Source organism: Streptomyces pristinaespiralis, assembly GCF_001278075.1.
GTDB lineage: Bacteria > Actinomycetota > Actinomycetes > Streptomycetales > Streptomycetaceae > Streptomyces > Streptomyces pristinaespiralis.
In genome coordinates, this window is record NZ_CP011340.1 from 3,974,383 (window position 1) to 3,987,250 (window position 12,868).

At 71.4% G+C, this 12,868-nt stretch carries 13 protein-coding genes; 8 read left to right on the top strand and 5 right to left on the bottom strand.

Annotated elements, in window-relative coordinates; translation table 11 throughout:
- Nucleotides 1-35: 35 nt before the first annotated feature.
- Complete coding sequence (locus SPRI_RS16765) at nt 36-1,028, top strand: SAM-dependent methyltransferase (protein ID WP_005314142.1); 993 nt, start codon at nt 36-38, stop codon at nt 1,026-1,028.
- Nucleotides 1,025-2,167, top strand: a complete 1,143-nt coding sequence (locus tag SPRI_RS16770; RefSeq protein ID WP_037774071.1) for an NADH-quinone oxidoreductase subunit D — start codon at nt 1,025-1,027, stop codon at nt 2,165-2,167. The genes SPRI_RS16765 and SPRI_RS16770 overlap by 4 nt, the downstream gene beginning before the upstream one ends.
- 75 nt (nt 2,168-2,242) lie before the next feature.
- Here SPRI_RS16770 and SPRI_RS16775 read toward each other — a convergent pair whose 3' ends face one another.
- From SPRI_RS16775 to SPRI_RS16790, 4 genes are all read right to left on the bottom strand, one after another.
- On the bottom strand, nt 2,243-3,340 hold the full coding sequence (locus tag SPRI_RS16775) for a hypothetical protein (protein ID WP_005314152.1): 1,098 nt from the start codon (nt 3,338-3,340) through the stop codon (nt 2,243-2,245).
- An 84-nt stretch (nt 3,341-3,424) separates the two neighbouring features.
- Nucleotides 3,425-4,402 (bottom strand): ABC transporter substrate-binding protein, encoded by a 978-nt coding sequence (locus SPRI_RS16780; protein ID WP_037776438.1) that lies wholly within the window; start codon nt 4,400-4,402, stop codon nt 3,425-3,427.
- 63 nt (nt 4,403-4,465) lie between these two features.
- Nucleotides 4,466-5,146 carry an ABC transporter permease gene (locus SPRI_RS16785; protein ID WP_005314156.1) on the bottom strand — a complete coding sequence of 227 codons (681 nt, stop codon included), beginning with the start codon at nt 5,144-5,146 and terminating at the stop codon, nt 4,466-4,468.
- Nucleotides 5,146-5,859, bottom strand: a complete 714-nt coding sequence (locus SPRI_RS16790; RefSeq protein WP_005314157.1) for an ABC transporter permease — start codon at nt 5,857-5,859, stop codon at nt 5,146-5,148. Before SPRI_RS16790 ends, SPRI_RS16785 begins: the two co-directional genes overlap by 1 nt.
- Nucleotides 5,860-5,988: 129 nt before the next feature.
- Here SPRI_RS16790 and SPRI_RS16795 point away from each other — a divergent pair, with 129 nt between their 5' ends.
- Nucleotides 5,989-7,161: an ABC transporter ATP-binding protein gene (locus tag SPRI_RS16795; RefSeq protein WP_005314159.1), complete on the top strand. Its 1,173-nt coding sequence runs from the start codon at nt 5,989-5,991 to the stop codon at nt 7,159-7,161.
- Here the strand turns inward: SPRI_RS16795 and SPRI_RS16800 are convergent.
- On the bottom strand, nt 7,148-8,257 hold the full coding sequence (locus tag SPRI_RS16800) for an alpha/beta hydrolase (RefSeq protein WP_005314161.1): 1,110 nt from the start codon (nt 8,255-8,257) through the stop codon (nt 7,148-7,150). The genes SPRI_RS16795 and SPRI_RS16800 overlap by 14 nt on opposite strands.
- A gap of 144 nt (nt 8,258-8,401) precedes the next feature.
- Here SPRI_RS16800 and SPRI_RS16805 point away from each other — a divergent pair, with 144 nt between their 5' ends.
- The 5 genes from SPRI_RS16805 to folK all read left to right on the top strand — a co-directional run bounded on the left by SPRI_RS16805 (nt 8,402) and on the right by folK (nt 12,847).
- The gene (locus SPRI_RS16805) at nt 8,402-10,237 is read left to right on the top strand and encodes a phosphatidylglycerol lysyltransferase domain-containing protein (protein ID WP_005314163.1); all 1,836 of its coding nucleotides are present in this window, start codon (nt 8,402-8,404) and stop codon (nt 10,235-10,237) included.
- Between the two features lie 162 nt (nt 10,238-10,399).
- Nucleotides 10,400-11,257, top strand: a complete 858-nt coding sequence (folP, locus tag SPRI_RS16810; protein ID WP_005314165.1) for a dihydropteroate synthase — start codon at nt 10,400-10,402, stop codon at nt 11,255-11,257.
- Nucleotides 11,254-11,700: a nuclear transport factor 2 family protein gene (locus tag SPRI_RS16815; RefSeq protein WP_005314171.1), complete on the top strand. Its 447-nt coding sequence runs from the start codon at nt 11,254-11,256 to the stop codon at nt 11,698-11,700. The genes folP and SPRI_RS16815 overlap by 4 nt, the downstream gene beginning before the upstream one ends.
- A gap of 191 nt (nt 11,701-11,891) precedes the next feature.
- On the top strand, nt 11,892-12,251 hold the full coding sequence (folB, locus tag SPRI_RS16820; RefSeq protein WP_005314173.1) for a dihydroneopterin aldolase: 360 nt from the start codon (nt 11,892-11,894) through the stop codon (nt 12,249-12,251).
- The gene (gene folK, locus SPRI_RS16825) at nt 12,248-12,847 is read left to right on the top strand and encodes a 2-amino-4-hydroxy-6-hydroxymethyldihydropteridine diphosphokinase (protein ID WP_037774076.1); all 600 of its coding nucleotides are present in this window, start codon (nt 12,248-12,250) and stop codon (nt 12,845-12,847) included. Before folB ends, folK begins: the two co-directional genes overlap by 4 nt.
- Nucleotides 12,848-12,868: the final 21 nt, after the last annotated feature.

The following is a 12,868-nucleotide window of genomic DNA, read 5'->3' on the forward strand; positions in this document are numbered from 1 at the left end:
TCCGGTGAGCGGAGGCGTACTCCGCAAGGTGGAGACTGGTGCCCGTGACGTATGAGACCGGCGACTGGCGAGGCTGGCGGGATGCGGCGGAGACCGCGCTCTACGGGCCGCGGGGGTTCTACCGCCGGCCGGAGGGTCCGGCCGGCCATTTCCGTACCTCCGTCCACGCCTCGAGGCTGTTCGCCGCGGCCGTGGCCCGGCTGCTGACCTCGACGGCCGGGTCGCTGGGCCTTGAGGAGCCGGCGCTGATCGACGTGGGGGCGGGCCGCGGTGAACTGCTGACCGGTGTGCTCGCCGCGCTGCCGCCCGGCCTGCCGGTCCGCGCGTACGCCGTCGAGCGGGCGGCCCGGCCCGCGGGACTCGACCCGCGGATCGAGTGGACCGCCGAGATCCCGCGTGGTCTGCACGGGCTGCTGTTCGCGAACGAGTGGCTCGACAACGTGCCCGTGGACGTCGCGGAGGTCGACGCGCACGGGGTGGTCCGCCGCGTTCTGGTGCGCGAGGACGGCGAGGAGCGGCTCGGCGACGAGGTCGCCGGGGCGGACGCCGACTGGCTCGCCCGCTGGTGGCCGCTCGGAGAACCGGGGACGCGTGCGGAGATCGGGCGACCGCGGGACGAGGCGTGGGCGGCGGCGGCAGGCTCCCTGGCGTCGGGTCTCGCAGTCGCGGTGGACTACGCGCACACGGCCGGGGACCGGCCGCCGTTCGGCACCCTGACCGGCTTCCGCGACGGCCGCGAGGTGCGTCCGGTGCCGGACGGAAGCTGCGACATCACGGCCCATGTGGCGATGGACGCGTGCGCCGCGCCCGGGAGCGCGGAGCTGACCGGCCAGCGGGAGGCGCTGCGCAGGCTGGGCGTGGGCGGGGAGCGGCCACCGCTCGCCATGGCGTCGTCGGACCCCGCGGGCTATGTGCGCGCCCTGGCCAGGGCCGGGGAGGCGGCGGAGCTGACCGCGAAGGGCGGCCTCGGCGACTTCACCTGGCTCATGCAGCCGGTGGGTCGGCCTCTGAGAGACTGGGCGGCATGACGGAGACGACGGTCGGCATCGGCGGTGCGGCGGAGAACACCGACATGGTGCTCAACATCGGGCCCCAGCACCCCTCCACCCACGGTGTGCTGCGTCTTCGTCTGGTGCTCGACGGCGAGCGCATCCGGCAGGCGGAGCCGATCGTCGGCTACATGCACCGCGGCGCGGAGAAGCTCTTCGAGGCCCGCGACTACCGGCAGATCGTGGTGCTCGCCAACCGGCACGACTGGCTGTCCGCGTTCTCCAACGAACTCGGTGTCGTCATGGCCGTGGAGCGGATGCTCGGCATGGAGGTACCCGAGCGCGCGGTGTGGTCCCGTACGCTCCTCGCCGAGCTGAACCGGGTCCTCAACCACTTGATGTTCCTCGGTTCCTATCCCCTGGAGCTGGGCGGCATCACGCCGGTGTTCCACGCGTTCCGCGAGCGTGAAGAGCTGCAGACCGTGATGGAGGAGATCTCCGGCGGCAGGATGCACTACATGTTCAACCGGGTCGGCGGCCTCAAGGAGGACCTGCCCGCCGGCTGGCTCGGCCGTGCCCGGCACGCCGTCGCGGACGTCCGCTCCCGGATGGACGTGTACGACCGCCTCGTCCTCGGCAACGAGATCTTCCGCGGCCGGACGCGTGACGTGGGAGTGCTCTCCGCGGACGCCGTCCACGCCTTCGGTGTCAGCGGTCCCATCGCCCGTGCCTCGGGTGTGGACTTCGACCTGCGCCGGGACGAGCCCTACCTCGCCTATCCCGAACTGCAGGACACGCTCCGGGTGGTGACCCGGCAGGAGGGCGACTGCCTGGCCCGCTTCGAGGTCCTTCTCGAGCAGACGCACAACGCGCTGGACCTGGCGGACGCCTGTCTCGACCGGATCGCCGAACTGCCGCCGGGCCCGATCAACCAGCGGCTGCCGAAGGTCCTCAAGGCGCCCGAGGGCCACACCTACGCCTGGACCGAGAACCCGCTCGGCATCAACGGCTACTACCTGGTCTCCAAGGGCGAGAAGACGCCTTACCGGCTCAAGCTCCGCTCGGCGTCCTACAACAACATCCAGGCGCTCACGGTGCTGCTGCCGGGGACGCTGGTCGCCGACATGGTCGCCATCCTCGGCTCGCTGTTCTTCGTCGTCGGCGACATCGACAAGTAGCGTCGCCCCGCGCGCCGAGCAGCGTCCGCCGCTCGACCCGTAGCGTCCGCCGCTCGCCGAGTGGCCGCCGCCGCTTCAGGAGACGGCGTTGCGCAGTCCCGCGACGTCCAGCTGCTCCGTCTCGTCGTGCGCGGTCAGGTCGATGACCTTGCCGACCGCGCGGGGACCGCCGACGCGCTGGGCCGCGAGGGCCTCCTCGCCCACCACGTCCGCCAGGTCCTCGTGCTGCACCGCTTCGATGGCCTTCTGCGTGCCGGGTGCCTCGATGGCCCTCAGGGCAGTGGCGCCCTCGACGGCCCTGACGCCGTCACCGTCCGCGGAGCCCGGCCCGGTCCCGGTGGAAGTGCCCTCGCCCGTAGCGCCGTTCGCCGCGCCGCCCGTGCCGAAGAAGTCGAAGCCGCCCTCGGGGCGCTTCACGCGGGAGCGCTGCTGACCGTACGGAACGATCGCGGCGGCGGCCGGAACGGTCCGCCGGGCGGGGAGGGCGGACGACGGGCGTACATGCTGCTCTGCCCCGGCGCCCGCCGCGTGCTTCCCCTGCGGCTCGTCCGCCTCACGGGAACGCTCGGCGAGGTCCCGTCGGCGCGCTTCCTCGACCGTGTGTCTCGCCTCCTGCGCCGCGGCGTTGCGCGACAGGTCCTCCAGCGCCTTGGCGGCGCGCAGATACGTCGAGGGCGTCGGCGTGGAGCCGGCGGGCAGCAGTGCCTTCGCCGGGGCCGCCGCCTCGATCGCGAGCTGCCTGCGGCCCTCGAGGGCGCTGGCCCGCTCCGTCTCCGCGTTCGCGTACCGCCGCAGCAGCGCCGCGTGCTCGCCCCGCAGCGCGGCGAGTTCGACCCGCTTGGCGCGCAGCTTCGCGTCGAGCTTCAGCCGCAGCTCGCGGGACTCCTCGACGTCCGTCTCGAGCTCCGCTATGCGCTCCTCGAACTTCCACTGGTCGCTGGCCCGGCCGCGGGTCAGCTCCGCGACCCTGCGCCCGGCCCCGCGGTCCCAATTGCGCATGAGGACGGCACCGGTGACAGCGGCGGCCGCCGCCGCGGCGACCAGCATGCGGAGCGCCACGGCATCACCGACGAACCACGCGCCGGCGGCGCACAGAACCGACGCTCCGGCGACGGCCGAGGGAGGCAGCAGCTTGTGCAGGGGCGGGGAATGACGGTGGCGTCCTCGTGGCATGGCCCGAAATTTACCGTGCGTAGGCGCTGAATGGGGCGTCGGCCCGGCAAATCTCTCGGGCGGGAATGCCGGGCACGGCGACGGCTACTTCCGCAGCAGTCCCTCCGACTCCAGATAGGCCTTCGCGACGTCCGCGGGCTTCGCTCGTTCTCCGTCCACCTTGCGGTTCATCTCGGCGAGATCCTCGGTGGTCAGGACCTTGGTGAGCCCGGCGAGGACATCGGCGATCTCGGCGCTGCCGGCGTCCTTCGCATTGACGACCGGAAGAATGTTGTCCGCGTTCTGGAGCTTCTTGTCGTCCTCCAGGAGCACCAGGCCGTAGCTCGCGAGTGTGCCGTCGGTGGTGTAGGTGAGGACCATGTCGTCCTCACCGTCCTTGACGGCCTGCTTGGCCTGGGGGGTCCCCACGCCCTTCGGGTCGATGCCCGCCACGTCGATGCCGTAGGTCTTCTTCAGACCCGGCGCGCAGAAGGGCCGCACCTCGCACTCGTCCCCCGCCGCGATCTTCACCGGCCGCTTCGACCTGCCGAGATCACTGAGCGTCTTCAGTTTGTTCTTCTCGGCGAATTCCTTCGTGACGGCGAAGGCGTTCTGGTCGACGGCTTCTCCGGCGGGCAGCACCTTCAGTCCGAGGGGCTCGGCGAGCTTCGTGAGCTCCTTGACGGTCGAGGTGACATCACCCGACGCGACGGGCTTCTCCTCCGGCGCCTTCGGTCCGTTGACCTTCGCGTTGAGGAATTCGGCGAGGGTCGCCGCGTATTCCGGTACGACGTCGATCTCGCCCTTCTCCAGGGACGGTTCGTACAACTCGCGGTTCTTCACGGTGGTGATCGACGTCTTGTAACCGGCGTCGCCGAGCAACTGTGCGTACAGCTCGGCGAGGACCTTGGACTCGGTGAAGGCCGCCGCCCCGACGACGAGGGTGCCCTTCTTGCCCGAGCCGCTTCCCGGTGAGGCGCCGGCGTTCTCCTGCTCGAGGGATTCACCGCCGCACGCGGCGAGGGAACCCGTCAGGGCCACCACACCGAGTACCGCACCGGCGATGCGTGAGGTCTTGCTCATCAGGTTCTCCGTCCACAGCGACATACGAAACGACATAGCGGCACACGCAGGCCGGGCGCGCCGTCAGCCCGACGACGGCACGGTCCGGCGCAAGGGACTGAGCAGCCGGTCGGCGGCCACCAGAACACCCTCCACGACGAGGGCCAGCAGCGCCGCGAGCAGCGCGCCCGCGACCACCTGCGGGGTGTTGTACGTGTTGAAACCGGCGGTGATGATGCGGCCGAGGCCGCCCTGGCCGACCATCGAGGCGATCGTGGCCGTCGCCACGACCTGGACGGCGGCCGACCTCAGCCCGGTCATCAGCAGCGGGTACGCGAGGGGCAGCTCGACCCGCAGGAAGACCTGCCCGCCCGACATGCCCATCCCCCGCGCGGCCTCCACCACGGCCCGGTCGACCTCCCGCATGCCCACGTACGCGTTGGTCAGCAGCGGCGGCACGGCGAACAGCACCAGGGCGATGATGGTCGGCACATAGCCGGCACTGCGCAGCGGTGTGAGCATGAACAGCGCGAGGACCGCGAAGACCGGCACGGCCCGGCCCGCGTTGGAGATGTTGACCGCGAGCGCGCCGCCCTTGCCGATGTGCCCGAGCCACAGGGCGACGGGCAGCGCGATCGCACACGCGAGGACGAGAGCGACACCGCTGACGTAGACATGCTCGCCGAGCCGGTGCCAGGCACCCCCCTCGCCGGACCAGTTGGCGCCGGTGGTGAGCCAGGTCCATGCACCCGAGACCACGCCCATCAGGCCTTCGCCTCCGCCGTTCGTATGCGGGTCCAGGGGGTGAGCAGCCGCTGTGCGCCGAGGAGCAGCAGATCGGCGACGGCCGCCAGCAGTACGCAGAGCACGGACGCGGTGAGCACTTGGGCCTTGAAGGTGGTCTGCACCCCGTCGTCGATCAGATTGCCGAGGCCGCCCTTGCCGACGAGCGCGCCCACCGTCGTCAGCGCGATCGTCGAGACGGTCGCGATCCGGACGCCCGCCATCAAGGCTGGCAGGGCCAGCGGCAGTTCCACTTCCCACAGCAGGCGCGCGGGGCCGTAGCCCATGCCTCGGGCGGCCTCACGCGCCTCGGCGGGGACCGCCTCGAGCCCGGCCATGATGTTCCGCACGAGGATGGTGAGGGAGTAGAGCACGAGCCCTGTCACCACCAGGGCGGCGGACAGCCCGAAGAACGGCAGCAGCAGCGAGAACATGGCCAGCGAGGGGATCGTGTAGAGCAGGGTGGTGAGCCCCAGCACGGGTCCCGCGAACCGGGGCCTGGCGCGGGCCAGCAGCGCCAGCGGGAAGGCGACCGCCAGTCCGATCAGTACCGACGCGACGGTGATCCAGACATGCTGGACCGTCGCTTCGGTCAGCTCCTGGCTGCGGGAGCGGATGTACTCGCCGCAGATCCAGTCGTTCGCCGCGAGGCAGCTCTGCGCCGCCTGTTCCGTGCCCGCCCGCCCCGTAATCATCCACTCCCACCTCCCCCGCAACCGCCGAACGTATGTCTGGTGACCTTAACCCCGGCCACCGACAATCCCCCGGGACCGCCACATTGCGGCAACATGGCTTTCACACTGCACCCGTCACAATGGGGAGTCATGATCCGGTTCGAGCACGTCACCAAGCGGTACCCGGACGGCACGACGGCCGTCGACGATCTCTCCTTCGAGGTCGCGGAGGGCGAACTGGTCACGCTCGTCGGGCCGTCCGGCTGCGGCAAGACCACCACGATGAAGATGGTCAACCGCCTCATCGAGCCGAGCAGCGGGCGGATCTTCGTCGACGGCCGGGACATCGCGGAGACGGACCCGGTCGAACTGCGCCGCCGTATCGGCTATGTGATCCAGCAGGTCGGCCTCTTCCCGCACCGGACGGTCCTGGAGAACACCGCGACCGTCCCCCGCCTGCTCGGCGTCAAGCGGTCCGCCGGCCGGGCGCGTGCCGCCGAACTGCTCGACCTGGTGGGCCTCGACCCTTCCGTGTACGGCGACCGCTACCCGGAGCAGCTGTCGGGCGGCCAGCGCCAGCGTGTCGGCGTGGCCAGGGCGCTGGCCGCCGACCCGCCCGTGCTGCTGATGGACGAGCCCTTCGGCGCGGTCGACCCCGTCGTGCGCGAGCACCTGCAGAACGAGTTCCTGAAGCTCCAGGCCCAGGTCCGCAAGACGGTCCTGTTCGTCACCCACGACATGGAGGAGGCCGTGCGGCTCGGGGACCGCATCGCCGTCTACGGGCAGGGCCGGATCGAGCAGTTCGACGCCCCGGCGGCCGTCCTCGGCGCCCCCGCCACCCCGTACGTGGCCGAGTTCGTCGGCGCCGACCGCGGTCTCAAGCGGCTGTCCGTCACCCCCATCGAGCCCGCGGACCTGGAGCAGCCGCCGGTCGTCCACCTCGACGATCCGCTCCCCCGCGACCTCGGGTCGCGCTGGGCCGTCGTCCTGGACGGCGAGGAGAACCTGCACGGTTGGATCTCCGCGGAACGGGCCGGGCAGAGCGGTTCGGTGCGCGACCACGCCCGCCGGATGGAGGCCTGGCTGCCGGTGGGCGCCTCCCTCAAGCAGGCGTTCTCCACGATGCTGCAGCACGACGCGGGCTGGATCGCGGTGATCGACGAGGAGGAGACCGGACGGTTCCTCGGCGTCCTCACCCCGGCCCGTCTGCACGAGGCGCTGCGGCGCTCCATCGACGCGGACGCCCAGGACATCGCCCGTGCGGAGGTGGCGCTGGAGTCCATCGCGACGGTCCCGCCGACGGGGCCGGTCACGAAGGACTGAGCCGGCCCGCCAGCCATGCCAGGGCCGGCGGGATCTCGCGCCGCCAGGTGTTGAAGTTGTGTCCGCCGCTGTCGAGGACGATCGACGACACTCGCGAGGGCGCCTTCACCTTCTTGATGAAGGCGCGCGTCCCCTCCAGGTTGCCTTCCCCCTGCCGTGAGGTGGTGACCAGGAACGACGAACGGCCCTGGGGCAGGTGGTCCAGGCTCCACAGCAGGTCGGCCCGCTTGCGCGCACGGTCGTCGCCGTGGAAGAGGTCACCGGTCGTCGGGTCCTCGGCCGCCTTGTAGTACGCCGAGAGCCCGACACCCGCGGAGAACCGCTCCGGATGGTGCAGCGCGATCTTCAAGGCGCAGTAGCCGCCCGTGGAGTTGCCCATGAAGCCCCAGTTGCGCGCGCGGGTCCCCACCCGGTAGGTCTCGGAGACGGCTCTCGGAAGGTCCTCCGCGAAGAACGTCTCCGTCTTCGGCCCCCCGGGCACGTCCACGCATTCGGTGTCCCGCGGCGGCGCCACCGTCGGCCGCAGCATCACCAGGATCATCGGCTGCATCCGCCCGTCCCTGGCCTGCTCGTGCGCGGTTCTCGGGTACTTGAGGCCCTTCAGCAGGTTCTCCGCGGTGCCCGGGTAGCCGGTCAGCACGACGGCCGCGGGAAAGGTCCGGTCGCGGTGCTCGGCATGGAAGTACTCCGGCGGCAGATAGACGTACGCGGGGCTGTCGATCCCCGACTTCGCGCCGGACACGACCACCTTGTGTATCTGGCCGCCCGTCTCCGGGCGGGACGCGCCCGGCACGCCGGGCCTCTGCTTCTCGACCACCTTCAGATGGGTGCCCTGCGAGTGGTCCACGACCACGCCCATGTCCTGCTGGCGGCCGAAGAGGTCGGCCCAGGACCCGTAGAACAGGAAGGAGTTGTTGGCCGCGAGCCCGACCGCGGCGAACAACGACAGCTGGGTGGCGAGCAGCAGAGCGACCCGCCCCGCCACGGCACGGGGCCCGCGGTGCGCCAGCCGTGGCCACAGCCACACCGTGGCGGCGAACAGCAGCACGGCCGCCGCGGCGGCCAAGGCCAGGACTTTGTTACTGGTCAGACCCATGAGTCGGGTGTGCCTTCCCTGTCGACGAATTCCGGATGCGGATGAACCCGCCTCCCCGAAGTCCCGTCCTAGAGGGCGCAAATCGTCCGGGCCGACCGACCTGAGGCCTTGGGCACGGGATCTCATCCGAAATCACGGGAAGCGATGTCTGCAACGCTAGATGGGGACAAATCAGGATCGGTTCCGAATCGGGTGCGCCGCGTACTGCACGGCCCACGGCCCGAGACGGTCCCGGCCCTGGTCGGCACGGCCTGCACGTTCGTCGGTCTGATCGACATCGCGGCAGGGATCTTCCCGCGTTTCCGGCACAGCCGGATGCACACGATCGCCGAGGTACTGCCGGGCGCCACCGGCCCGTTCGCCGCGGCGCTCTCGCTTAGCGCGGGCATGCTGCTGCTCCTACTGGCGCACGGCATCAAGCGCCACAAGCGCCGTGCCTGGCGGGCGGCCGTGGTGCTGCTGCCGGCCGGTGCCGTCGCGCAGTTCGTCTACCGGCACTCCGTCATCGGCGTGCTGCTCTCGCTCGCGCTGCTGGCGCTGCTGCTGCGCCACCGGGGCGAGTTCGCCGCGCTGCCCGACCCGCGCAGCCGCTGGCGGGCGCTCGCCAACTTCGTCTCGATGGGCGCCGGTTCGCTCGTCGTCGGTCTGGTGGTCGTCAGCGCCCACCCCGGCAGGGTCGTCGGCGACCCTGGCCTCACCGACCGCCTGGAGCACGTCATCTACGGGCTGTTCGGCTTCAAGGGCCCCATCGAGTACTCCGACGGCGTCTCCTGGACCGTCGGCTACTGCCTCGGCGCGCTGGGACTGCTGACCGCCGTCACCACCATCTACCTCGCCTTCCGCCCCGAGCACCCGGCCGCCCGCCTCACCGCGGACGACGAGCGCCGGCTGCGGGACCTGCTCGCCGTCCACGGCGGCCGTGACTCGCTCGGCCACTTCGCCCTCCGCCGCGACAAGGGCGTCGTCTTCTCCCCCAGCGGCAAGGCCGCCGTCTGCTACCGCGTCGTGTCCGGCGTGATGCTCGCGAGCGGCGACCCGATCGGCGACGTCGAGGCATGGCCCGGCGCCATCGAGCGCTTCATGGACGAGGCGAAGGCCCACTCCTGGACCCCGGCGGTGATGGGCTGCTCGGAGACCGGCGGCGAGGTCTGGACCCGCGAGACCGGCCTCGACGCCCTGGAGCTCGGGGACGAGGCGGTGGTGGATGTCGCGGATTTCTCCCTCACCGGGCGCGCCATGCGGAACGTGCGCCAGATGGTGAAGCGCATCGAGCGGGGCGGTTACAGCACCCGCGTACGCCGCGCCCGTGATCTCACCGACGACGAGATCCGGCAGATCCGCCGTGCTGCCGCGGACTGGCGCGGCACCGACACCGAGCGCGGTTTCTCCATGGCGCTCGGCCGTATCGGCGACCCCGCCGACGGCGACGCCGTGATCGCCACCGCGCACAGGGCAGAAGAGGGCGGGACGTCCCCGTACGGCGACCTGAAGGCAGTCATCCACTTCGTCCCGTGGGGCACGGGCGGCATGTCGCTGGAGCTGATGCGCCGCGACCGTTCCGCCGACCCCGGCATGAACGAGCTGCTGATCGTCGCCGCCCTCCAGGCGGCGCCCGGCCTGGGTGTCGAGCGGGTCTCCCTCAACTTCGCGATGTTCCGGTCGGCGCTGGCCAGGGGCGAGAAGATCGGCGCCGGGCCGGTGCTGCGGATGTGGCGCGGACTGCTCGTGTTCCTCTCCCGCTGGTTCCAGATCGAGTCGCTGTACAAGTTCAACGCCAAGTTCCGGCCCCGCTGGGAACCACGCTTCGTCGTCTTCCCCACCACCCGTGACCTGCCGCGCATCGGCTTCGCCGCGATGCAGGCCGAGGGATTCGTCAATCTTTCGCTGCCGCGGCCCTTCGCCCGCCGGCGCCCCCGCGTGCCACGCCCCTGCGCCCATCTGCCCGCCCGGCCGGAACCGCGTGAGGCCCGCGCGGCGTGACCGGACCGGCCCCGGCCCGCGCCGCCACGGCGGGGGCCGTGGACGCCCGGGCCCGGCCCGAGTGCGGCCCGAGCCGGGCCCGGCCGCCGCACAGGTCCCGCACGAGCCACACACGGCCACGAGTGGCATGGGCGTGGTCCGTACGGGCCTAGGCTGGGTTCCATGAGTACGTTGCGCGGACGGGGCACGGCCGACGGCCTGCCGGAGTGGGATCGCTGTGCGGTCATGGGAGTCGTCAATGTGACACCGGACTCCTTCTCCGACGGCGGGCGCTGGTTCGACACCACGGCCGCGATCAAGCGCGGTCTCGAGCTGGTGGCCGAGGGCGCCGACCTCGTCGACGTGGGCGGCGAGTCCACCAGGCCCGGAGCCAGCCGGGTCGACGAGGAAGAGGAGCTCCGCCGGGTCGTCCCCGTCGTGCGGGGCCTCGCCGCGGAGGGCGTCACCGTCTCCGTCGACACCATGCGCGCCGCGGTCGCGGAGCAGGCGGTGGCGGCCGGCGCGGTGCTCGTCAACGACGTCAGCGGCGGCCTCGCCGATCCCCGGATGGTCCCGGTCGTGGCCGCGACCGGCGCCCCGTTCGTGGTCATGCACTGGCGCGGCTTCAGCGAGGACATGAACAGCCGCGCGGTGTACGGCGACGTCGTCGCCGAGGTGGTCGCCGAACTGCGCGCCCGTATGGAGGCCGTCGTCGAGGGCGGGATCGCGCCGGAGCGCCTCGTCGTCGACCCGGGCCTCGGTTTCGCCAAGCAGGCGGAGCACGACCTCGCGCTCGTCGCGCATCTCGCGGAACTGCGGGCGCTCGGCCGTCCGGTACTGGTGGCCGCCTCCCGCAAGCGCTTCCTCGGCCGCGTACTGGCCGAGGACGGTCCGCCGCCGCCCGCCCGCGAACGGGACGCCGCCACGGCAGCGGTCTCCGCCATCGCCGCCCACGAAGGAGCCTGGGCGGTCCGGGTCCACGAGGTACGGGCCACGGCCGACGCCGTCAGGGTCGCGCGGGCCGTCGAGGGAGCCCGGTGAGCCTGACCGACACCGAGCTCGTCGAGCAGGCCAACACCGCCTTCTACGAGACGATGGAACGCGGCGACTTCGACGAGCTGTCCGACCTCTGGCTGGACGACGACATCTCGTGCATCCACCCCGGCTGGCCGGTCCTCTCCGGCCGCGGCGAGGTGCTCCGCTCGTACGCCCTGATCATGGCGAACACCGAGTACATCCAGTTCTTCCTCACCGACGTGAAGGTGCATCTGGCCGGTGACACGGCGCTGGTGACCTGTACGGAGAACATCCTCAGCGGCGGACCGGCGGAGGACGGCGGCGAGCTCGGGCCGCTCGTCGGCCAGCTGGTCGTGGCCACCAACGTGTTCCGTCGCACACCCGACGGCTGGAAGATCTGGTCGCACCACGGCTCGCCCGTGCTGACGGAAACCGACGGCGAAGAGGACGAGAGCAGCCCCTCGTAAGTGGGTAGGGGCCACCTGAAGGGTTCGTCGCCGCGCATGCGCGGGTATACGCGCCTACCCGGCCTCTCGTGAGTCCTCCACGGCCCCATGGGCAGGTCCTGTCGGTGCTCGCAGGTAGATTCGAACGCGGGCACCACGCCATCCGCACGTGGCCGCGTGCCCGCAGACCTACAGAAGCAGGAGTGATTCGCGTGGATCGTGTCGCGCTGCGCGGCCTCAAGGCCCGTGGGCACCACGGCGTTTTTCCCAAGGAACGGGAAGAGGGCCAGACCTTCATCGTCGACCTGGTGCTCGGTCTGGACACCCGCCCCGCGGCGGCCGACGACGACCTGGCGAAGACCGTGCACTACGGAGTGGTCGCGGAGGAGGTCGTCGCCGTCGTCGAGGGCGACCCGGTGGACCTGATCGAGACGCTGGCCGAGCGGATCGCCCAGGTGTGCCTCAAGCACGACCCTGTCGAGGAGGTCGAAGTGGTGGTGCACAAGCCGGACGCCCCGATCACGGTGCCCTTCGACGACGTGACCATCACGATCACCCGGAGCCGAGTATGAACCAGGCAGCGAGCGACCCGACCGTGCAGCCGGTGCCGGCGTCCGTCACGGAACAGGTCGATGCGGCCGATGTCACCTTGTCCAACCCGAAGGACGCCGTGCTCTCCCTCGGCTCCAACCTCGGAAACCGCCTGGAAACCCTCCAGGGCGCCATCGACGCCCTCGAGGACACTCCCGGCCTCCGGGTGAAGGCGGTGTCCCCCGTGTACGAGACGGAGCCGTGGGGCGTCGCCCCGGGCAGCCAGCCGTCGTACTTCAACGCGGTGGTCGTGATCAGGACGACCCTGCCGCCGTCCTCGCTCCTGGAGCGCGGCCAGGCCATCGAGGAGGCGTTCGACCGCGTCCGCGACGAGCGCTGGGGCCCGCGCACCATCGACGTCGACATCGTGGCCTACGCGGACGTCGTGTCCGACGATCCGGCCCTCACCCTGCCGCACCCGCGCGCCCATCAGCGTGCCTTCGTACTCGCCCCGTGGCACGACGTGCAGCCGGAGGCGCAGCTGCCCGGCCGCGGCGCCGTGGCCGAGCTGCTGGCCGGTGTCGGCGCCGGCGGCGTCCAGCCGCGCGGCGACCTGGAACTGCGGCTGCCCGAGTAGTCGTTAGGCTCGTACGGAACG